This window comes from Sulfitobacter sp. IGS-18 (assembly GCF_059628195.1).
In genome coordinates this window covers 1,346,884-1,368,088 of sequence record NZ_CM184556.1, presented here as the reverse complement: position 1 = coordinate 1,368,088, position 21,205 = coordinate 1,346,884, and the positions used below count along the sequence as shown (strand labels likewise).

Here is a 21,205-nt window from a genome sequence, read left to right as displayed (position 1 = left end):
CCCCCTGGCGGCTCAGACGCCGGAGGAGATCATCTCCCGGATTTTCACCGCCTTCTCGAAATGGTCAAGCTCATGCGTCCTGATCCACCATTCCGCCGCCTCCATCAGAAGTTCCGGGTCATCATTGCGGTTGGCAAAGAACGCATAGAACGACAGACCCACCGTCTCTCCCTTCTTTGCGATCTTCTCATTGCAAACCGCGATGGCTTTGGCTCTGAGCGTGGCACTCATGAGGGCGCGTCCTTCCTGTCTTTGACAGGCCTGGACCCGTCGCAACCGGAACATACCGCGAACATCTGGCATGTACAATCCGGTCTCTGCCACGCAACCCGGCTTTCGCCGCTGTTGCGCCGCGTGCAAAGCTGCCGCCCGCTTGTCCTTGTCCCCCTCCCGGTCTATGCACCGGGCGAACGTCAGCTTTCCAGGTAGGTGCCCCATGATCCCCCGCTATTCCCGCCCCGAGATGGTCTCCATCTGGTCTCCCGAGACCAAGTTCCGCATCTGGTTCGAGATCGAGGCCCATGCCTGCGACGCAATGGCCGAGCTTGGCGTGATCCCGCGCGAGAATGCGCAGGCGGTCTGGAAGGCCAGGGACGTGGAATTCGACGTCGCCCGGATTGACGAGATCGAAGCCGTCACCAAACACGATGTCATCGCCTTCCTGACCCATCTGGCCGAACATGTGGGCAGTGACGAGGCGCGCTTCGTGCATCAGGGCATGACCTCTTCCGATGTGCTCGACACCTGTTTCAACGTGCAGCTGACCCGCGCCGCCGACATCCTGATCGCTGACACCCAGGCGCTGCTGGCCGCGCTGAAGCGCCGCGCGCTGGAGCACAAGGACACCCTGCGCGTCGGCCGCAGCCACGGCATCCACGCCGAGCCCACCACCATGGGCCTGACCTTTGCCCGCTTTTACGCCGAGATGGACCGCAACCTGCGCCGCCTGAAAACCGCGCGTGAGGAAATCGCGACCGGGGCGATTTCCGGCGCTGTCGGCACCTTTGCCAACATCGACCCGCGCGTCGAGGAACATGTCTGCGCCCAGCTGGGCCTGACGCCCGAACCGATCAGCACCCAGGTCATCCCCCGCGACCGCCACGCCGCATTCTTTGCCGCGCTCGGGCTGGTGGCCAGCTCGATCGAGAACATCGCGACCGAAGTGCGCCACATGCAGCGTACCGAGGTGCTGGAAGGGGCCGAGTTCTTCTCCGCCGGGCAAAAGGGTTCCTCGGCAATGCCGCACAAGAAGAACCCGGTGCTGACCGAGAACCTGACCGGCCTTGCACGCACCGTGCGCATGGCGGTGATCCCGGCCATGGAGAACGTGACCCTCTGGCACGAGCGCGACATCTCGCACTCATCCGTCGAACGCGCCATTGGCCCCGATACCACGATCACCCTCGATTTCGCGCTGAACCGGTTGACCGGGGTCATCGACAAGATGCTGATCTACCCCGACAACATGCTGGCCAACATGAACAAGTTCAGCGGTCTGGTGATGTCCCAGCGCGTGCTGCTGGCCCTGACACAGGCGGGCGTCAGCCGCGAAGACAGCTACCGGCTGGTGCAGCGCAACGCGATGAAGGTCTGGGAAGAGGGCGCGGATTTCAAGACCGAGCTTCTGGCCGATGCAGAGGTGCTGGCCGCTCTCTCTCCCGCGGAGATCGAAGAGAAATTCGACATGGGCTATCACACCAAACATGTGGACACGATCTTTGCCCGCGTCTTTGGCGACCACAGCGTTTCGGGATAAAGCTGACACATCGCAGACCCCTTTTCGCGCTCGACCGAAGGGAGAGGTGGCGAACAAGCGAGTCAGGCATATCCTGAAACGCTTCAGGCTCTGACCGTTGCCCCTGGCGTCTTATGCCGGAAACACTTTATCCGCCCCCACCGCAGCGGTGGGGCACGGTGGCGCTGTCGAACGCCGCGCATCTTTGGCTCGGTGCAACGGATTCATGCATCCTGTCAGCGGCGGTCGTCACCTGATGTTGGCCCATTACCGGCGCTTCTCTGCAAGGCGCGTGAAGGTCAGGTGAGCGGGCTTTGCTGACATGTCCAACACCCGAAACAGGTCGCGCCCGAACCGAGGGGTGGGCGAGTAGCGCCCGCCCCGTGGGGGCGGTTCGGGCGCTGCCAAAGCTTTGCTTTGGCAATAGGCTTCGCTTTGAGAGTACAGGTTTGGGCCCAGATCTGCCCTTCGCTGCGCTCGCTACGAAGATCGATTTTCCCGAGCAATCCGCGTCAGCGATGTTCCAGGAAAATCGGTTTTGCCCGGCATCTGAAAGGCGCAGTGCCAAATCACAGACCCCTGCCCGGAATCCGGGCCGATTGGTGCCGGGTTACCGCAGAGGTTGCGGGATTGTTTGAAATGATGCGCAATCGGTGTAGATTAGGATCAGGCCCCATTCATCCCAAGCCAATCAAGCAAAAGGAGACCGATCATGACGTTCAAGACCCTTGCGATTGCCCTTGCCCTCACCGCGGTGCCCACACTCAGCCTTGCGGAGGGATGTTTCCACGGCAAGGAGAAATAGGCGATGTCCTGTGCCACCGGCACGACCTATGACAGCGCCACCAAGTCCTGCATGCCGGTCAGCACCTGATCCGGCCAGATGATGAAGACAGAGCGCTGCCTGTCCTGTCGGCGCTCTTTCACGTTTCCGCGCCGATGTTACGAAAAGCCGGCCCCGCGGTCACAATCGCGCGACCCTGTCTTACTTCCGCGCTTTTGATGCTACTCTTCTCTAGATTACCTTTAACTTAAAAAGTCACCCTCTCGTAACGATAGCCCGGAGATTCCTGATGAAGGCTCTTACCCTCGCAACAGTCCTTGTTCTGCCGCTGGCCGCGGGCCCGCTGCTTGCCGCCGGAAGCGGCAATGAAACCGCGCCGGAAAAACCCAAGTGCGAAGACGGCCAGGTCTATGACAAGAAAACCAAGACCTGCGTCGATGCACAGGACAGCCGGCTGGACATGGACAGCCTATATGAAACCGTGCGCGAACTGGCCTATGCGGGCCGCTATGCCGATGCGCAGGTCGTGCTGGCCGAAATGCCCCAGGACGATGACCGCACCCTGACCTATCTGGGCTTTACCCACCGCAAGATGGGCCAGACCGATCTGGCGATGGGCTATTACCAGCGCGCGCTGGCGGTCAACCCGGCCAATGTGCTGGCCCGGTCCTACATGGGTCAAGGCTTTGTCGCCGAAGGCAAGGTGGCCGATGCCATGGAGCAGCTCAAGGCGATCCGCGCCCATGGCGGCTCCGGCACCTGGGCCGAGGCCTCGCTGCGGCAGGCCATCGCGACGGGCCAGACTTTCAGCTACTGATTTCAGAATTCGTTCATCTTTGCCTGTCACAACCACCCCGGTTCAGACAGGAAACAGCAAAGATGAACGACATGGTGCCCATGGGCTCCCTCGCGCCGCTGCCCTCTTTTGACACGGGCGGCGCGCGGCCTTCTCTCAGCCGGCGTGCCAAGGCGGCGATCGTGGTGCGCCTGCTGCTCAACGAAGGGGCCGACATCCCGCTTGAGGATCTGCCCGATGAGCTGCAGGAGGCGCTGACCCATCAGATGGGGTCGATGCGGCTGGTGGATCGTGACACCCTATCCGCCGTGGTTGCCGAATTCGCCGATGAAATCGAAAGCATCGGCCTGGCCTTCCCCCCCGGCATCGCGGGCGCGCTGGATGTGCTGGACGGCAAGATCAGCCGCCAGACGGCACTGCGGCTGCGCAAGGAAGCGGGGGTGCGCCAATCGGGCGATCCCTGGGCCCGGCTCAGGGAATTGAGCGCCGACAAACTCCTGCCGGTGCTGCAGAATGAAAGCGTCGAAGTGGCAGCGGTGATGCTGTCGAAACTGCCCGTGCCCCTGGCTGCCGAACTGCTGGGCCAATTGCCCGGACCGCAGGCGCGGCGGATCACCTATGCCGTGTCGCTGACCGGTGCCGTGACCCCGGATGCGGTTGACCGGATCGGCCTGTCCCTGGCCATGCAGCTTGATGCGCAGCCCGCCCGCGCCTTTGACAGCGACCCGGTATCGCGCGTTGGTGCGATCCTGAATTCCTCCAGCACGCTGACCCGCGACGATGTGCTGACCGGGCTGGATGAAACCGACCAGAGCTTTGCCAATGCCGTGCGCAAGGCCATCTTCACCTTTGCCAATATCCCCAGCCGGATTGCCCGCCGCGACATACCGCGCATCCTGCGCGAGGTGCCGCCGGCAAGCCTGCTGACCGCATTGGCCGGGGCCGAGGCGGCGGGGTACGGCGACACCATGGCCTTCATTCTGGATAACATGTCGGGCCGCATGGCCGACCAACTGCGCGAGGACATCAAGGATGCGGGCAAGGTCAAAGCCGCCGAGGCAGAGGAGGCGATGAGCGAGGTTGTCCGCACCATCCGGCAAATGGAAAGCACCGGCAATCTGCTGCTGGTGGACGCGGAAGACGACAGCGACGACAGCGCCTGACCTGCGGCTGCGGGTCCCGGCCCTTGTTGCGCCGTGCTGCGCGGGCTATGTCAGGACGATCTTCATCAATGACATGGTTTCATGCCCGATCGCTCTGCCGCCCCGCCTGCCCTTGCGCGCAAAATGGGCCACTACCTGACCAATGCGCTGATCGTCGGGATCATCCGCTGCGCCCTTGCCCTGCCCTATGAGACTCGGCTGCGTTTTGTCGGCGCTCTGGTGCAGCGGGTGCTGGGGCCCGCCGCAGGCTACCGCAGGCGCGCGCTGGACAATCTGGCGCGCATCTGTCCCGATCTGCCCCCCGCCCGGCGGCGCGAGATCGCGGATGGCTGCCTGAACAACGCCGGCCGCACCTTTATCGAAAACTACTCGGCGCAGGATTTCCCGGCGCGCATGGCCGATGTCATCCCCGAAGGCCCCGGCATGGCCGCATTGGAAGCGGCCGCCGCCAGGGGCCAGGCGGTGATCCTGGTCACCGGGCATTTCGGCAATTACGAAGCGACCCGCGCCGCCCTGGTGGCGCGCGGCCATGATATCGGCGGACTCTACCGCGATATGAAGAACCCCTATTTCAACGCGCATTACGTCAAGACGATGGAGGCTTTCGGCGGGCCGGTGTTCCCCCAGGGCCGGCGCGGCACGGCGGGTTTCGTGCGCCACCTGCGGGAGGGGGGGCATCTGGTGCTGCTGTTTGACCAGCATGTGCAATTCGCCCCGGTGCTTGATTTCATGGGCGCGCCCGCGCGCACAGCGGTCTCTGCCGCGGAACTGGCGTTGCGCTATGACGCGCTGCTGATCCCCTTCTATGGCATTCGCCAGCCGGACGGCGTGCATTTCCGCTGCGTGCTAGAGGCGCCGGTGCCGCCAAGCGACCCCGAAACCATGACCCAGGCGCTGAATGACAGCCTGTCCGCACAGGTGCGCGCGCATCCCGAACAATGGTTCTGGGTTCACCGCCGCTGGCGGCCCGAGGAATAACGCATCCGCACCAGCCTGAGGATGGGGACACAGGGGTAATCGTTCCGCGCCGGGGTGATCCATCTGCCCGGAAAGCCGGGATCGCAGCCCAAGTGCAAAGCCGCGCAGCCGCCACGCCCGACAGCAGCATAGCCACTCGGGGGTTTGAGCGTTCAGACGTTCAGACGTCCATGACCCTCCCGTGTAGACATGTCAAAAATGACATGTCTACACGGGAGGGTCATGGATCTCGGCCGGGCGAAAAGATCCCGCGGAAAACGGCCCAGGCGGGGCGCATCCAGGAACGCCGCCCCCGATGCGAGGCATCCACAGGCCGCCCTTTCTCCTCGCCCATCGTGCAACGAAACAGAAATTTCCCTAATCCCATCAAGGGATTGCATCATGTCGCACAACTGCCGCTCAGGACGTCAACCGGTACAGCCGCACCGGGCTGCCCTTCGCCCGCGAAATCACCCCCTTGGCCTCAAGGTCAAGCTGCACGGCCTTCAGCCACCACCCGGCTTTCTCGCCCCCGGGAAAGGATGTGGCATCAAGATGGGGCAGCAGCGCCGCCTTTGCCTCGGCCACCTTCAGGCCCGGCGGATCATCCGGCAAGACCCGCAGCAGCGCCGCGCGCATCGCATCGTATTTCACGCGGCTCAGGCGCTGGCTGCGCCCCGGAGTATTCGGATTTTCAACCTCAACCTTGTCATCAGGCATGATATACTCCTTTCACATCAACAACTTGCGGATTACGAAACCCCATCCGGACCCAGGACCAGAACAGGCGTGCCATGAAGCCCGCCGATTGCGTTCCGGCATTGTGAATATCGTCACTCAGCGCCGTCCCGGGGGGCGCATCGCGGGTCATGGTCCGCAGCGCGGGCGCAGGTGCGCTGCCATCCGGCCAACGGGCGGCATAGATGCTGAGCCAATGCCCGCCCCTGAACTCCAGCCACATCGGCGCGGCGCAGCAGGTGGCGACGATCCGTTGGGTCCCGGATTTCGGGGTCAGGCGGAAAGAAGCAAGATGATCCGACCCCTTCAGAACGCGCAGCCGGTCCTTGCGTTGCATCACGAACCGCGTGCCGCCGTTTTCTTCCTGCACCGGGGGCCGGGGCGCAAGACGCCCGGCCGCATCGCGACAGGAGGTGCAATGACATTCGGCGGTCAGAATCGGCGGACCGTCCAGGGCAATCGTGACGTTGCCGCAGGTGCAGGTAATCTTGGTCACGTCACGTTCTCCCCGGTTCCGGCAGGGCCAGGGCGGCGTGCCGCCCCCGGGCCTTTCCGCGCTGGTGCATCTTGGTCTGGTTGCGTCATGACAATATACATACCAAGCGGTATGTATATTGTCAACGGAGCAAACCGCCACCATCGTTGCCTCTTGCCGGGGTTGGGAAACCGGGCCTGCACAGGACACAGAACTGGTCGCGGGGCATATTCCCGCTCCCGCCCTCCCCCCGCGCCAAAGGACGCAGGTCAGGAATTCGCCTGATGATGAGAAGAGGACCAAAGCCATCCCGATCCCGGAACCACCTTTGGTCCGGACCCGAACGCGCTTCGGTTTTGATCTGAATTACCTGCCGCGGCCCGAAACCAAGGATTTCAACCCGTCAGGTGGTCGCGCCTGTTTCACGTAAACATCGCAACGCGTAAGCCATGCCTGCGCCCGGCAGGCTACCGCAGCCTTTGTGCCGCCAGGATCGGTCCGGTGCCCTTGCTCTGCAGGATCACCACAACCGGCTTGTCGCCTTCCAGAACCGATGTCATCGACAAAGGCGCTGCGGGGTCCCAGCTTCCCAGAACTTCCCAGCCTTCGACGATATTCGCATATCCCAGTGTCTTGCCCTGGTTTTCGCCGCGCTCGATCTCCGTTGTGCGGTGCGGGGTATAGCGCAGCATATGAACCGTCACCGGGCCGGCGAGAGTCTCCAGCGCCGTCGCATCGATCCGCAGGGCATTCCCCTCGCGCGCGAGGGTCAATTCGACCTGTGCCGCGCGCTGTGCATGTTCCGCGATGGCCTTGCCCAGCTTCATCGGCTTGGCGCCGACGATATCGGTCTCGCCCTGCACGATCATCTCGGGCGTGAAGATCGACCGCCGCCCGGCGGTATGCGCATAGGCGCGCTGGCGGTCCGCATGGGCGGCTTCGCCAAAGGGATCTTCCCATCCGATGTAATCCCAATAGTCCACATGCAACGCCAGCGCGATCACGTCATCACGCTCGGCCAGTTCTTCCAGCATGGCGTCCGCAGGCGGGCAGCTTGAGCATCCCTGGGAGGTGAAAAGCTCCACCACCACGGGATTTTGCTGAGAGGCAGCGGGATATGCGGCGGCCAGACTCAAGGCGGTGACCAGGGGCAGCAGATGTTTCATTTGATTCCATTCGGCAAGTCGGGACCCCGGCAAGTAGTATCTTTGCGCCTTTGAAATAACCAATCAATGTTTCTTGAGATGGCAAAGCGCCATTTTAACGGGCCTCGGTATACAATAGTATACAATTTCGCGCTTATGCCGGGAATTGCCATTGAAACATGGGCGGCAATAGGTCATCTAGGCCGTAACCACCGCCACCTGTTCATAGCAAAGGGAGCCTATCCATGACGATTCAAGTTGGTCAGGACACCGCCAAAACCCGCAAGACCCTCACCGCAGGCGATCAGAAGATCGCCTATTACTCCATCCCCGCAGCCGAAGCGGCGGGCCTGGGCGATTTCTCCAAACTGCCTGCCGCCCTCAAGGTGGTGCTGGAGAACATGCTGCGTTTCGAAGATGGCAAGACGGTCACCGTGGACGACATCAAGGCCTTTGCCGAATGGGCGCAGAAAGGCGGGCAGAACCCGCGCGAGATCGCCTATCGTCCGGCCCGCGTGCTGATGCAGGATTTCACCGGCGTGCCGGCCGTAGTCGACCTTGCCGCGATGCGTGACGGTCTGGTGGCCCTGGGCGGCGACCCGGACAAGATCAACCCGCTGAACCCGGTGGATCTGGTCATCGACCACTCGGTCATGATCGACGAATTCGGCAACCCCCGCGCCTTCCAGATGAACGTGGACCGTGAATACGAACGCAACATCGAGCGTTACACCTTCCTCAAGTGGGGCCAGAAGGCCTTCAACAACTTCCGCGTCGTGCCCCCCGGCACCGGCATCTGCCACCAGGTGAACCTGGAATACCTCGCGCAGACGGTCTGGTCCGACAAGGATCAGAACGGCGAGGAAGTGGCCTATCCCGACACGCTGGTCGGCACCGACAGCCACACCACCATGGTCAACGGCATGGCCGTTCTGGGCTGGGGCGTCGGCGGGATCGAGGCCGAGGCCGCGATGCTGGGCCAGCCGATCTCCATGCTGATCCCCGAGGTCGTGGGTTTCGAGCTGACCGGCAAGATGATGGAAGGCACCACCGGCACCGACCTGGTGCTGAAAGTCGTGGAAATGCTGCGTGAAAAGGGCGTGGTCAGCAAATTCGTGGAATTCTACGGCGACGGGCTCGATACCCTGCCGCTGGCAGACCGCGCGACCATCGCCAACATGGCCCCCGAATACGGCGCCACCTGCGGCTTCTTCCCGATCGACGGCGAGACCCTGCGCTACATGCGCACCACCGGCCGTGACGAGAACCGCATCGCCCTGGTCGAAGCCTATGCCCGCGCGAACGGCATGTGGCGCGACGAAAACTATGCACCGGTCTACACCGACACGCTCACGCTCGACATGGGCACCATCGTGCCCGCAATCTCGGGCCCCAAGCGTCCTCAGGACTATATCGCGCTGACCTCCGCGCACACGGCATTCGGCCAATACGTCAAGGGCCTGCGCGCGGGCAAGGACGCCTCCAAGGCGCAGGAAGTCACCTGGGAAGGTGAAGGCGGCCAGCCCGAGCCCCGCGAGATCCCCGGTGACGAAGGCAGCCACAAGCGCGGCTATGTGCAGACCGAGGATGGCCATTACCAGCTGCATGACGGGTCCATCGTCATTGCCTCCATCACCTCCTGCACCAACACATCGAACCCCTATGTGATGATCGGTGCCGGCCTGGTGGCGCGCAAGGCACGGGCGCTTGGCCTGACCCGCAAGCCCTGGGTCAAGACATCGCTCGCCCCCGGTTCCCAGGTTGTTTCCGCCTATCTTGAGGCGGCCAACCTGCAGGAGGATCTGGATGCCATCGGCTTCAACCTTGTCGGTTACGGCTGCACCACCTGTATCGGCAACTCCGGCCCGCTGGAGCCTGCGATCAGCAAGGCAATCAACGATTATGACCTGATCGGCACCTCGGTCCTCTCGGGCAACCGCAACTTCGAAGGGCGCATCTCGCCCGACGTGCGTGCCAACTACCTCGCGTCTCCGCCGCTTGTGGTGGCCTATGCGCTGGTGGGTGACATGAACGTCGATCTGGCCAATGGCGTGCTGGGTCAGGACAAGGACGGCAATGACGTCTACCTGAAAGACATCTGGCCCACGACGCAGGAGATTGCCGAGCTGGTCGAGCAGACCGTGACGCGCGAGAGCTTCCAGTCGAAATATGCCGATGTCTTCAAGGGCGACGAAAAATGGCAGAGCGTGGAGACCACGGATGCCAAGACCTACAACTGGCCGCCGCAATCCACCTATGTGCAGAACCCGCCCTATTTCCAGGGCATGTCCCCGGAGCCGGGCGTGATCACCAACATCGAGAACGCCAAGGTTCTTGCGATGCTGGGCGACATGATCACCACCGACCACATCAGCCCCGCGGGCTCCTTCAAGGAAAGCACCCCCGCCGGTCAGTATCTGGTCGAGCGTCAGGTGCCGGTGCGGGAGTTCAACTCCTATGGCTCGCGTCGCGGCAACCACGAGGTCATGATGCGCGGCACCTTCGCCAACATCCGCATCAAGAACGAGATGCTGGACGGCGTCGAGGGCGGCTATACCAAGGGCCCCGATGGCAAGCAGACCTCGATCTTTGACGCGGCCATGGCGCATCAGGAAAACGGCACGCCGCTGGTGATCTTCGGCGGCGAACAATACGGTGCCGGCTCCTCGCGCGACTGGGCGGCCAAGGGCACGGCCCTGCTGGGCGTCAAGGCGGTGATCGCGGAAAGCTTTGAGCGTATCCACCGCTCCAACCTGGTGGGCATGGGGGTGATCCCCTTCGAGTTCACAGGTGGCGACACCCGCAAATCGCTGGGTCTGACAGGGGATGAAACAGTGTCCATCTCCGGTCTCGACACCATCAAGCCGCTGCAGGAAGTGCCTTGCGAAATCACCATGGGTGACGGCAGCAAGAAAGAGATCATGATCAAGTGCCGGATCGATACGGCGATCGAGATCGAATACATCGAACATGGCGGCGTGCTGCATTACGTGCTGCGCGACCTGGCCAGGGACGACGCCATCGCAGCGGAATAACCCCGCCCGCGAGAGCGACTGAAACCAACCCGCCGCGCCCGTCGCGGCGGGTTTTTTCGTGATCCGGTTGCACTTGGCCGTGACGCGGGCCATGTTGAGGAAACAAGGGAGCCGGATCCCCACGGGTAACTTTCTGTAAACAACCAGTTAATTCGTCGGGTCCGGATGTTGCGGCGGGGCAGAGCAGAAGGCACCTGGAAAATGACGGAAGTTGTTCTTGTGACCGGCGCGGCGCGGGGGATCGGGCGCGCCATCGCATCGGATCTGGCAGGCGACCACCGGGTGGCGGCCACCTATCATGCGACACCGCCCGATGCCTTGCTGGGCGCGCATCCGGCGGTCCAAGCGATCAGGGCCGATCTGGCCGACCCTGCGGCGGCGGATCGGATCATCGCGGAAGTTCTCAAAACCTTCGGGCGGCTGGACGTGATCGTCAACAATGCCGGTGCGATCGAGATGGACGATGGCAATCCGGCGCTGAATCATCTGGTCAATGTGGCGGCCCCCATGGCCCTGCTGAACGCCGCCCTGCCGCATCTGTCGCGGGGGGCGCGGGTGATCAACATCTCATCGGTGAACGCGCAGTTCCCCGCAGGCGGAGCTGCCTCCTATTCCGCCAGCAAGGCCGCGCTGAACAGCTGGACCCGCGCCATGGCCAAGGAACTGGGCCCGCGCGGCATTCGCGTGAACGGCGTCGCCCCCGGCGCCATCGAACGGGTGGAAAACCCCCGCCCGCCCGAGCTGATCAAGGCCTTCACCGATCTGACCGCCCTGGGGCGTCACGGCGTGCCGGAAGATGTCGCGAAGGTGGTCCGCTTCCTCGCCTCGGATGCGGCAGGGTTCATCACCGGGGAGACCATCACGGTATCGGGCGGCTACCGGCTCTGACAGCCGGGCCCCCGTTTTCTTTTTGGCAAGAAATATTCCCCGCCGGAGGCATTAAGTTCTTTTCCCGCGCTATCGCCCCAGCGCCGCGTTCAGCGCGGGCAGGAAGCGTTGCTCGTAATCAGACCCGACCAGCGGCCCGGCAAAGCGGAACAGCACGGTGCCGTCACCATCCAGGATGAAGGTTTCCGGCGGCGCGGTCACGCCCCAGTCGATGGCGGTGCGCCCCTGCGGGTCGAAACCGACGCCGACAAAGGGGTTGTCCTCATCCTCAAGGTAGCTGCGCGCGGTGCCTGCCTGATCCTTGAAATTGATCCCGACAATCGGCAGGCCGGCCTTGGCCAGTTCAAGCAGTTTGGGGTGTTCGACCCGGCAGGGCGGGCACCAGCTGGCCCAGAAATTCACCAATGTGACCTCGCCCGATGCCAGCATCCGGGCAGTGGCGGGCGGGAACCCTTCCAGCGCCGCTTCGGGAATGCCGGGGGCAGCCTGGCCAACCAGGGTGGAGGGCAGACCTTCGGGATCGTCGCGGAACATGCCGACAGCGGCCAGCGCGACGAAGGCGGCGAAAATCAGCGGCGGGGCGATCATCAGGGGCTTAACCATGGCGTCCGGCCTCTTTTTCAGCGGCGTCCAGTGTGGCGCGTGCGGCGCGGCCCCGACGCAGGGTCCAGAGCACCAGCACCGCCAGCAGCAGCAGCGACACCGCATAGGCCGACAGCACTTCGACCGCGTATTTTCCCAGCTCCGGCATCATGCCGCCCTGCCCGCCCGCGCCCGCAGCGCGGCGGCACGGCGCAGTCGGATTTCCGTGCCGGTGCGGTAGAACACCAGCGCGACAAAGAGCAGGCCAAAGCCGATCATGCAGATCACCAGCGGGTAGAAGAACACATCGTCTACACTGCGCCCGCCTGTCGCCACCGGCACCGAGGTGCCCTGGTGCAGACCCTGGTTCCAGAACTGCACGGCATATCGGCTGAGCACGGCAAAGACCGACCCGACAAGGCACAGGACCGAGGTGAGATCGGCCGCGGTGTCGGGGTCTTCGATGGCTTCCCACAGGGCAATATAGCCCAGGTAGAACAGGAACAGGATCAGAAAGGAGGTAAGCCGGGGATCCCAGGCCCACCAGGTGCCCCACATCGGCTGGCCCCAGATCGCGCCGGTCAGCAGGGCGATCACGGTCATCACCACGCCCACAGGTGCGGCAGCCTTGGCCGCCAGCGCGCTGACATGGTGGCGGCGGATCAGCCAGATCAGCGAGGCGACCAGCATCATGAACCAGGCGTTGATCGCCATCAGGGCGGCGGGGACATGCAGGTAGATGATCTTGACCGTTGCGCCCTGGCGGTAATCCTGGGGCGTGCCGAAGAAACCCCAGATCAGCCCGGTCGCGACACAGGCCAGCGACAGCACCCAGAGCACGGGTTGTACCCGCGCGCTCAGGGTGAGAAATTTCACCGGGTTTGCGTAACTCCAGATCGACATGGGCTACTCCTACTCTGCCGCGCGGCGGTGCTCAATAGACGACGGCGCGACGGATTGACCGGGGGTATGGGGGGCCGGGCCGCTCATCGCAGCCCCATGCGCAGCACGGCGGCAGAGGCGAAGGGCATCAGGGCGATCACCGCGCAGGTGATCCCGGCCAGCATCAGCAGTGGTGTGGTCACCTCCTGCCCGCCTGCGCCGCGCCGGGCGACCTCGGCCCCGAAGATCAGGGTCGGCACGTAAAGCGGCAGTACCAGCAGCGACAGCAGCAGCCCGCCGCGTTTGATCCCCACGGTAAGCGCCGCGCCGAAACAGCCGATGACCGACAGAGCCGGTGTCCCCAGCGCCAGCGAAACGACAAGCCAGAGGTAGCCTGGCGGTGCGAGGTTCAGCAGCACGCCCAGCACCGGGGCGGCCAGCACCAGCGGCAGGCCCGTGGTCAGCCAATGGGCCAGAGCCTTGACGCTCAGCGCCCCCTCCAGCGGCAGCGGGGCAGTGAGCAGCAGGTCAAGCGTGCCATCCTCGAAATCCAGCGCCAGCAGGCGGTCCAGCGACAAAAGGCAGGCCAGCAGCGCGCCCAGCCAGAGCACGCCGGGGGCGATGAGCTGCAAGAGCGCCGCCTGCGGGCCGACGCTGAAGGGCACCAGCACCGTCACGATCAGGAAGAAGGCAAGCCCCAGGCCAAAGCCGCCCCCGGCCCGGAGCGCGAGCGTCAGATCACGGATCAGAAGCGCCCTCACAGAAAGGCCTCGTCGCGGGCGCCGGCGCGGGTGGCAGCACTGGCGCGGAAGGGGGTGATGTCCAGCACCTGCGCCTCGATCCCCAGGTCGATATGGGTGGCGATCAGCGCCGCGCCGCCCTGTGCCAGATGCGCGCGCAGGGCAGCGGCAAAGAGCGCCACCGCCCCGGTGTCGAGCGAAACGGTGGGTTCGTCCAGCACCCAGAGCGGCCGCCCGGTGACCAGAAGCCGCGCCAGTCCCAGACGGCGTTTCTGCCCTGCCGACAGGGTGCCTGCCAGCCGGTCCGCCAGCCCGTGCAGGTCAAAGGCATCCAGCGCCGGGGTGATGTCGGAAGTGCCAAAGATCCGCGCCCAGAAGGCCAGGTTCTCGGTCACGCTCAGCATCGCTTTCAGCCCGTCGGCATGGGCGGCATAGGCGACACGGTCCTGCGCGCCCTCGATGCGGCCCGAAAGCGGCGGTTGCAGGCCTGCGATGCTGCGCAACAGGGTAGTCTTGCCCGCGCCGTTCGGCCCGCGCAGGATCAGCGCCTGACCCGGCACCAGCGCAAGGCTGAGACCGGTCAGAACCGGCACACCGCCACGGGCAAGGGTCAGATCATCGACACGTAACATCATGCCCCCTGCGTAACCCATTGGCGGGGCGTGCAAAAGCGGTCATTTGCGGCGCGGCACCCCGGCGGGGCGGGCACAACGGCCCGGGCATCTCAGACGGGGATCAGCGCGAGGGCAATGCGGCGGCCTTCGCTCAGCAAGATGTTGTAGGTGCGGCAGGCGGCGGGGGATGCCATCGCCTCCACCCCCATGCCGGCCTCTTCCAGCGGGCCGGTCAGGGTTTCCGGCAGATGGCCGATCTCGGCGCCGGTCCCGACAAAGAGCACGTCAACCTGCCCCTTGAGCGCCAGAAGCGCGGCGTCGTCCTGCAGCCCGGCCCATGTCTGAATGCCGCCAGGTCCGGCAATCACCGGGCCATGGATCACCTGCCCGCCGATGCGGAAAAAGCCGGGGCCATAGCCTTCGACAGGTTTCGCATCCGTAAAGACGATCTCGTTCAAGCGCATGTCACATCCCTTTGCAAAGCGGCAGGACGATCATAGCCGATGCGGCCCTGACGTTATAGGCCAGCGCGGTAAAAAGACGCCCCTGGCGGGGTGCTTTGCCGCAGGCCCTGCCGGGCGGCGCAGAGAATTTTTCCATGCAGGCTTTACCGAAACGATTCGGGCCGCTATCCAAAGGGTACTTCGGTCCGGACGGTTCGCCGTCTGGTTAATAGGGAACGTGGTTCGGCCCTCCGGCCAAATCCACGACTGCCCCCGCAACTGTAGGCGGAGAGCAAAGCCGGCGCATACCACTGTCACAGCATATGTGATGGGAAGGTCCGGCCAAGCAACGACCCGCGAGTCAGGAGACCTGCCAAGGTGTTCACCCTGTTCGGGCGCGAGGGGCGTCGGGACTGCGGAGCTTCCGCTTGTGGTGTTTTCACCGTCTGCGGGGGGCATCCCTCAAAAGACAATTCAACGTCTGGCGGCCCGTCGGGGTCGCAACCGAGGGTATCTCATGCGTCTTGCATCCGCTCTGGCTTCCGCAGCCGTCGTTCCATACTTCACCACTGCTGCACTGGCTCAGGATCATTTCGATCTGGGCGAGATCATTGTCTCGGGCGGGCTGACGCCGATCGAGGCCGAGGCACTGGGCCGCGCGGCGAGTGTTGTCACGGCACAACAGATCGAGGAGCGCGGCATCGCCACGGTGCAGGACGCCCTGCGCGCCTTGCCGGGCGTGTCGGTCAACGGATCCGGCAGCAGTTTTACCCAGGTCCGCCTGCGCGGCGGCGAGGCAAACCATACGCTGATCCTGATCGACGGGATCGAAGCCTCGGGCGGCGATGGCGAATATATTCTCAGCGGTCTGGAAACCGCCAATATCGAGCGCATCGAGGTGCTGCGCGGGCCGCATTCGGTCTATTACGGCTCCAACGCCTCGGCGGGGGTTATCAATATCATTACCCGAAAAGGCGGGATCGGCGACACCTATTCGGCCACGCTGGAGCTGGGCAACGGGACAACGGCAACCGCATTTCTTTCGCGCCGGATGCGCCGGGTTATGTGGTGGATGATCCGACCCAGTTCGGCACCCTCGACGAACGGACGCTAGGTCGTGTTGACATTCATTGTCACCCACCCGTTTCAGTCCAAAATTGCTCAGTTCCAGGCAAGAGAGCGCAGGAATAGCCAGCTATTTCAAGCTCTCTTTGCGCGCCCCGCCTTGAAATTGAAGCGCCAATACCCTGCCGCGCTACGCGCTCTCGGGACATTGGCGATGTGATTTGCCTTATAGTAAAGGCGGGACGCTGTAACGCAGAAATGGGCAATTTTGGCGAAACCCCTGCGGGGCGAGGCGGATTTTGCCTCTGCCATCCCGGATGTTCGCTTCCAATGATCACATTGCTGCGCTCACATCAGGGCGCCAGCGGCAAAATCCGTCTCGCGCGGGTGGGCGACAATGAATGTCAACACGACCTAGGGGTCTACGGCGAATATGCGATGCTGGAGGGGCGGCTGACCCATCGGCTGGCCTATGAGAACACCAGACACGAATCGACCTTCAACGGCGGCGCGCCGACGCTTACCCGGACCGAAGCGCTGAAATACCGGCTGAGTTTCGGCCTGGACGGGCGCAGCGTGGCAGAGGCCGGCCATCTGCTGAACCTGCTGCTTGAGACCGAGAAGGACAGCAGTTCCTCCAATCCGCTTTACGGACGCGAATCGACCTCCCCCGCGCTGGAATACCGCGGCAGCTTTGCCGATCTGGCGGCGGAGGCGCGCGCGGTGATCGTGTCACTGCATGACCTGGGGTTGGCGGCGCGGCACTGCACCCGCCTGATCGTCGTCGACAAGGGCGGCATTGCCGCCGACGGCTCACCGCAGGCGGTGCTGACCCCAGCGCTTGTCCGCGACACCTTTGGCGTCAGCGCCTTTCTGGAAGAAACGGCATCGGGGTTTGTCTTTCAGCCGCTGGACATACTGGAATGAGCGGCGTCTCCCTTGCGCGGCCCTGGCTGAGCCTTGAGCTTGAGCGCGAGATGCAGGATGCCCTGGCCTTTCTGACCTCGCGCGATGTCTCCCGTTTCACCGACCAGAGCGCAAAGGCGGGCCGGACAACTGTGCGCTGCATTGCCACCCTGGGCCTATCGAATGCCGAACGTGTGGGGATGCGCGTCAACAGGCAGGCGCGGGACCGGGGCACGATCAACATTGCGGTCCGGCTCAACACCGGGCTGTCGCGGACAGCGCTGATCGAGGCCCTGAGCATTGCCACGCAGGTGCGCCGACGCCGGTGATCGACGAAGGGGTGGCCGCACCTGCCGGCCCCGGGGATTACGCCGGGCTGCACACGGATGTGGGCGAGGCCCTGGGGGCGGCGGTCTACCGCGCGACCTTGCAAGGGGTCAGGGAATGGAAGTCGGACAGCGGGTCAGTTCAAAGGGGATGAAACACCATGCTTGATCTTGAGAATGTGCTGAAACAGGGATTGCAGGATGCGCAGGCCGGTTGGAACATGGGATCTTTCGGGGCGATTGCCGAATTCCACCATGTTGGCGATGAGGTGCCGCCGCCCCTTGCCGCGCCGCTGACACAGGTGACGCACCGCGGCGGCCTGCGGATCGAACGGCTGTCGGATGTGCGGCCGGTGGCTTATGAAACACTCAGCCCCCGGGCCCATCGCTGGTCGCAGGCGGTGTCGCTTTGCCTGCCCGAGGCGCAAGCCATGATGCACCGTCTCGCGATCCTGACCGAGATCGGCCCGGACGATGCCGCGTTGCGGGCGCAGGACCGCGCCGCCATCCTGTTTGACATGGGGCTGGCGCAACCGCAGGTCGATTTCTGCATCCGCACCGCTGATCCCGAATTGCTGGCCCTTCTGCGCGCGAACGCGGGCCGGTCGCTGATGGATCCGGACAATCCGGCCATGGCTGCCATCCTCAGGGCGCATCCACACCGCGTTGCCCTGACCCGGCTGGGCCGGGTCGAGGTGTTTCAGATGATCGGCGGGCCGGATACCGGCGGCACCTCCCCCGAGGGGCCACATACGCATGTCTTGCCAAAACTTCTGCGCGCAGGGCGCACCCATTCCGCCAATGCGCCGATCCCCGAAGGCTGGGTGCCTTGTGCGGGCTATCCCCCCGAGAGCCCGGTTTCCGGACGGCTGGGAGAGGACAAGGCGTTCAACCGCGCCGCCTTTTACAGGTTTCAGGAAATGTTGCAGGCATGGGGTTCGCAGGAATACCTTTCCGCGAAATCACTGTGCCGGGCAGCGCTTGAACAGGAGCGGGAGCCGGGCAGCATCACCGAGCCTGCGACCCGGATCGGGCGCGCCGGGCTGCGCAACGGGCTGCGGCAATGGCGGCGTCTGCAGGGCGATTGCGCGCTGCTGGACCGCTGGAGCACTGCATTTGATGCCAGCACCCTGCCCGCGGAAACCGATGATGAAAATCCGGGGCACTGAAAAGCTAGCCGTACTGGCGGTATCACACTTCGCTGAAACCCGCAGGCCCGTTTCTGATGGTGCAGCGCAAAAGCTGATCCGCGCCGCACCTGGGACCGAACCTGCGGTCGATCCGGCGCGGGCGTCTCAGGCGTCAATATTGGCGTATTGGTTGCCTGCATTCGCATCCGGTTTGGACCAGTCGCGCTTGACGCCGAGATAGAGCAGGATCGCCGAGGCCACGAAGATCGAGGAATAGGTGCCCACGATCACACCCCAGATCATCGCAAAGACGAAGCCCCGGATCACGTCACCGCCAAGTGCAAAGAGCGCGATCAGCGCCAGCAGGGTGGTGAAGGAGGTCATCAATGTCCGGCTCATGGTTTCATTGATGGACAGGTTCAGGATCTCTTTCAGGGGGCGTTTCTTGTACTTGCGCAGGTTCTCCCGCACCCGGTCAAAGACAACGACGGTATCGTTCAGCGAATAGCCCACGATGGTCAGAAGTGCCGCGATGATCGCCAGATCGAACCGGATTTCAAGCTCGGAGAAGATGCCGATCGTCAGCACCACGTCATGGACAAGGGCCAGCACGGCCCCTGCGGCAAACTGCCATTCAAAGCGCAGCCAGATGTAGATCAGCACCGCCCCGATCGCCAGCGCCACGGCAATCACCGCCGTCTGGATCAACTCGCCCGATACCTTGGGGCCCACGGATTCGACCGAAGTGAACTTGATGTCGGGCCGCGCGGTTTTCAGCGCCTGTTCCACCGCTTCGATGGTTTCGACGGTGACCGCCTGCTGTTCGTCCTGCGCCTGAATGCGAATCATCGCCACGTTCTGATCGTCGCGGAAACTGGGGTCGAACACCTCGGTGATGGTGATGTCGCCCAGCCCCAGCTTGTCAATCGCATCGCGGTATTCCGCAACAACCACGGGGCGCGGGCTTTCGGTGCGGATCGTGGTGCCGCCGCGAAAGTCGATGCCATAGTTCAGGCCCTGGATCAGGAAGGAGGCAAAGGCGATGACCATCATCAGGCCCGAAATGCCCAGCCAGAGCTTCCAGCGTGCGAAGAAGTCGAAACTCGTGTCGTCCTTGATCATTCGCAAACGCATGTCAGACCTCAATTGTTTTGGGACGCGCCCGTTCAAACCAGATCACCACCAGCAGACGGGTGACAAAGATCGCGGTAAAGACGGATGTGATGATGCCGAAGCCGAGCGTGATGGCAAAGCCGCGCACCGGGCCGGAGCCCATGGCGAACAGGATCACGGCGGTGATCAGCGTGGTGATATTGGCGTCCACGATGGCGCTGAGCGCCTTTTCATAGCCCAGTGCAATGGCGCGTGCCGGGCCCTTGGCGGTTTTCAGCTCTTCGCGGATACGTTCGAAGATCAGCACATTGGCATCCACCGCCATGCCCACCGTCAGGACGATCCCGGCGATCCCCGGCAGGGTCAGCGTGGCGCCGATCAGGCTGAGCAGGCCGAACAGCAGGCCGACGTTGATGACCAGTGCGATATTGGCAAAGATGCCGAAGAGCCCGTAGCTCATGAACATGAATGCGAGCACGGCAACAAAGGCCACGATGGTGGCCACCTTGCCCGCGTCGATGCTGTCCTGGCCCAGTTCCGGACCGATGGTGCGTTCCTCAAGAAAGTCGAGGCCGGCGGGCAGCGCACCGGCGCGCAGCAGCACCGCGAGGTTGGTCGATTCCTCGACCGTGAAATTGCCGGTGATGATGCCGGAGCCGCCGGGAATATGGCTTTGGATCACGGGTGCGCTGATCACCTCGTCATCCAGCACGATGGCAAAGGGAGAGCCGATGTTCTCGGCGGTGTATTTGCCGAATTTGCGCGCGCCCGTGGTGTCAAAGCGGAAGCTGACCGCAGGAGAGCCGTTCTGGTCAAAGGAGGGCTGCGCATCCACCAGTTCCTCGCCGGTGACCACCGGGGCGGTCTCGACGGTGTAATATTCGCCCTCGTTGTCCAGCGAGGGCAGCAGCGAATTGCCGATGCCGGGGTTGGCATTGGCATCGGTGCCGCGGCTGACCACCGGGTTGAAGGTCAGCTGAGCGGTGGTGCCGATGATCGCCTTCAGCTCGGCGGCCGAGCCGATGCCCGGCACCTGGATCAGGATACGGTCCGATCCCTGGCGCTGGATCGTGGGTTCGCGGGTGCCGACCTCGTCGATGCGGCGGCGGATGATCTCCAGAGATTGCTGCATCGTGCGTTCATCCGTGGCCTGCTTTTCGGCATCGGAGAGGGTGATGGTGATCAGCCCGTCATTGCCGCTCACGTTGATGTCGCTGGCCCCGGCCCCGGTCAGGGTCTGCACCGGGCGGGCAAGGCCGCGCAGGATCTCCATCGCCTCGGCCATCTTGGAGGCATCCTGCAGGCGTACCCTGAGTTCGCCGTCCGGGGCCTCTTGCCGGCGCACCGGGGTCAGGCTGCGCAGGGCATCGCGGACCTCGGGCCAGGTGGCCTCCATCCGGCTTTTGTAGACATCCTGCACCCGGACTTCCGCCAGCAGATGCGCGCCGCCGCGCAGGTCCAGGCCCAGATTGACCAGCCCCGATGGCATCCAGCCCGGCCACAGATCGCGCTGCGCTTCAAGTTCGGGCGTGGCGCCGCCCTGCTCGATGGCCTTGACCGCGTCGTTATGTTGTTCGACGGGGCTGTAAAACGCGTTGGGGAGCGCCAGCCAAAGTCCCACCACGCAGGTCAGGACAATGACAACCCGCTTCCACAGATCAATCTGAAGCATGCTCTTGCCTTTACAT

Annotated in this window: 23 protein-coding genes and 1 riboswitch; of the genes, 11 read left to right on the top strand and 12 right to left on the bottom strand. The window is 63.8% G+C overall.

Features of this window, described 5'->3' with window-relative positions; genetic code table 11:
- Positions 1–12: 12 nt before the first annotated feature.
- Complete coding sequence (locus ACWNZ3_RS06575) at positions 13–231, bottom strand: DUF6500 family protein (protein WP_496901603.1); 219 nt, start codon at positions 229–231, stop codon at positions 13–15.
- Between the two features lie 205 nt (positions 232–436).
- Here ACWNZ3_RS06575 and purB point away from each other — a divergent pair, with 205 nt between their 5' ends.
- The 4 genes from purB (at position 437) to ACWNZ3_RS06555 (ending at position 5,456) form a co-directional block, all read left to right on the top strand.
- Positions 437–1,756, top strand: coding sequence for an adenylosuccinate lyase (purB, locus tag ACWNZ3_RS06570; protein ID WP_269365554.1), 1,320 nt, complete (start codon positions 437–439; stop codon positions 1,754–1,756).
- A gap of 1,052 nt (positions 1,757–2,808) precedes the next feature.
- Entirely contained in the window at positions 2,809–3,336 is a 528-nt protein-coding gene (locus ACWNZ3_RS06565) for a hypothetical protein (protein WP_496901602.1), read from the top strand.
- Positions 3,337–3,398: 62 nt separating this feature from the next.
- Complete coding sequence (locus tag ACWNZ3_RS06560) at positions 3,399–4,478, top strand: flagellar motor switch protein FliG (protein WP_496901601.1); 1,080 nt, start codon at positions 3,399–3,401, stop codon at positions 4,476–4,478.
- 81 nt (positions 4,479–4,559) lie between these two features.
- Positions 4,560–5,456 carry a lysophospholipid acyltransferase family protein gene (locus tag ACWNZ3_RS06555; RefSeq protein ID WP_496901600.1) on the top strand — a complete coding sequence of 299 codons (897 nt, stop codon included), beginning with the start codon at positions 4,560–4,562 and terminating at the stop codon, positions 5,454–5,456.
- A gap of 399 nt (positions 5,457–5,855) precedes the next feature.
- On the opposite strand, the gene ACWNZ3_RS06550 is transcribed toward ACWNZ3_RS06555, so the two are convergent.
- The 3 genes from ACWNZ3_RS06550 to ACWNZ3_RS06540 form a co-directional block, all read right to left on the bottom strand.
- On the bottom strand, positions 5,856–6,155 hold the full coding sequence (locus ACWNZ3_RS06550) for a DUF6958 family protein (protein ID WP_496901599.1): 300 nt from the start codon (positions 6,153–6,155) through the stop codon (positions 5,856–5,858).
- Positions 6,148–6,669, bottom strand: a complete 522-nt coding sequence (locus ACWNZ3_RS06545; protein WP_496901598.1) for a GFA family protein — start codon at positions 6,667–6,669, stop codon at positions 6,148–6,150. The genes ACWNZ3_RS06550 and ACWNZ3_RS06545 overlap by 8 nt, the downstream gene beginning before the upstream one ends.
- Before the next feature lie 446 nt (positions 6,670–7,115).
- Positions 7,116–7,814 (bottom strand): DUF1223 domain-containing protein, encoded by a 699-nt coding sequence (locus ACWNZ3_RS06540; protein WP_496901597.1) that lies wholly within the window; start codon positions 7,812–7,814, stop codon positions 7,116–7,118.
- Between the two features lie 224 nt (positions 7,815–8,038).
- Here ACWNZ3_RS06540 and acnA point away from each other — a divergent pair, with 224 nt between their 5' ends.
- Together acnA and ACWNZ3_RS06530 are read left to right on the top strand one after the other, a co-directional pair.
- The gene (acnA, locus tag ACWNZ3_RS06535; RefSeq protein ID WP_496901596.1) at positions 8,039–10,828 is read left to right on the top strand and encodes an aconitate hydratase AcnA; all 2,790 of its coding nucleotides are present in this window, start codon (positions 8,039–8,041) and stop codon (positions 10,826–10,828) included.
- 201 nt (positions 10,829–11,029) lie between these two features.
- Complete coding sequence (locus ACWNZ3_RS06530; protein ID WP_496901595.1) at positions 11,030–11,716, top strand: SDR family NAD(P)-dependent oxidoreductase; 687 nt, start codon at positions 11,030–11,032, stop codon at positions 11,714–11,716.
- 69 nt (positions 11,717–11,785) lie between these two features.
- Here ACWNZ3_RS06530 and ACWNZ3_RS06525 read toward each other — a convergent pair whose 3' ends face one another.
- The 6 genes from ACWNZ3_RS06525 to ACWNZ3_RS06500 form a co-directional block, all read right to left on the bottom strand.
- Entirely contained in the window at positions 11,786–12,319 is a 534-nt protein-coding gene (locus ACWNZ3_RS06525; protein ID WP_496901594.1) for a DsbE family thiol:disulfide interchange protein, read from the bottom strand.
- Positions 12,312–12,467, bottom strand: a complete 156-nt coding sequence (gene ccmD, locus ACWNZ3_RS06520) for a heme exporter protein CcmD (RefSeq protein ID WP_496901593.1) — start codon at positions 12,465–12,467, stop codon at positions 12,312–12,314. Before ccmD ends, ACWNZ3_RS06525 begins: the two co-directional genes overlap by 8 nt.
- Positions 12,467–13,201 (bottom strand): heme ABC transporter permease, encoded by a 735-nt coding sequence (locus ACWNZ3_RS06515; RefSeq protein ID WP_269365577.1) that lies wholly within the window; start codon positions 13,199–13,201, stop codon positions 12,467–12,469. The genes ccmD and ACWNZ3_RS06515 overlap by 1 nt, the downstream gene beginning before the upstream one ends.
- An 83-nt stretch (positions 13,202–13,284) precedes the next feature.
- Positions 13,285–13,941: a heme exporter protein CcmB gene (ccmB, locus tag ACWNZ3_RS06510; protein WP_274576265.1), complete on the bottom strand. Its 657-nt coding sequence runs from the start codon at positions 13,939–13,941 to the stop codon at positions 13,285–13,287.
- Positions 13,938–14,555 (bottom strand): heme ABC exporter ATP-binding protein CcmA, encoded by a 618-nt coding sequence (gene ccmA, locus ACWNZ3_RS06505; RefSeq protein ID WP_496901592.1) that lies wholly within the window; start codon positions 14,553–14,555, stop codon positions 13,938–13,940. Before ccmA ends, ccmB begins: the two co-directional genes overlap by 4 nt.
- A gap of 89 nt (positions 14,556–14,644) precedes the next feature.
- The gene (locus ACWNZ3_RS06500) at positions 14,645–14,998 is read right to left on the bottom strand and encodes an Mth938-like domain-containing protein (protein ID WP_269365579.1); all 354 of its coding nucleotides are present in this window, start codon (positions 14,996–14,998) and stop codon (positions 14,645–14,647) included.
- 164 nt (positions 14,999–15,162) lie between these two features.
- A riboswitch (cobalamin riboswitch) is annotated at positions 15,163–15,369 on the top strand.
- Positions 15,370–15,494: 125 nt separating this feature from the next.
- On the opposite strand from ACWNZ3_RS06500, the gene ACWNZ3_RS06495 reads away from it, so the two are divergent.
- From ACWNZ3_RS06495 to ACWNZ3_RS06475, 5 genes are all read left to right on the top strand, one after another.
- On the top strand, positions 15,495–16,091 hold the full coding sequence (locus ACWNZ3_RS06495) for a TonB-dependent receptor (RefSeq protein ID WP_496901591.1): 597 nt from the start codon (positions 15,495–15,497) through the stop codon (positions 16,089–16,091).
- Positions 16,092–16,372: 281 nt separating this feature from the next.
- Entirely contained in the window at positions 16,373–16,969 is a 597-nt protein-coding gene (locus ACWNZ3_RS06490; RefSeq protein WP_496901590.1) for a hypothetical protein, read from the top strand.
- Complete coding sequence (locus ACWNZ3_RS06485; protein WP_496901589.1) at positions 16,966–17,277, top strand: adenosylcobinamide amidohydrolase; 312 nt, start codon at positions 16,966–16,968, stop codon at positions 17,275–17,277. The genes ACWNZ3_RS06490 and ACWNZ3_RS06485 overlap by 4 nt, the downstream gene beginning before the upstream one ends.
- The gene (locus ACWNZ3_RS06480; RefSeq protein WP_496901588.1) at positions 17,274–17,429 is read left to right on the top strand and encodes an adenosylcobinamide amidohydrolase; all 156 of its coding nucleotides are present in this window, start codon (positions 17,274–17,276) and stop codon (positions 17,427–17,429) included. Before ACWNZ3_RS06485 ends, ACWNZ3_RS06480 begins: the two co-directional genes overlap by 4 nt.
- A gap of 6 nt (positions 17,430–17,435) precedes the next feature.
- On the top strand, positions 17,436–18,443 hold the full coding sequence (locus ACWNZ3_RS06475) for a DUF6925 family protein (protein ID WP_496901587.1): 1,008 nt from the start codon (positions 17,436–17,438) through the stop codon (positions 18,441–18,443).
- A 126-nt stretch (positions 18,444–18,569) separates the two neighbouring features.
- Here the strand turns inward: ACWNZ3_RS06475 and secF are convergent, their stop codons facing one another.
- Entirely contained in the window at positions 18,570–19,538 is a 969-nt protein-coding gene (gene secF / locus ACWNZ3_RS06470; protein ID WP_269364969.1) for a protein translocase subunit SecF, read from the bottom strand.
- A gap of 1 nt (position 19,539) precedes the next feature.
- Entirely contained in the window at positions 19,540–21,189 is a 1,650-nt protein-coding gene (secD, locus tag ACWNZ3_RS06465) for a protein translocase subunit SecD (protein ID WP_496901586.1), read from the bottom strand.
- Positions 21,190–21,205 lie beyond the last annotated feature (16 nt).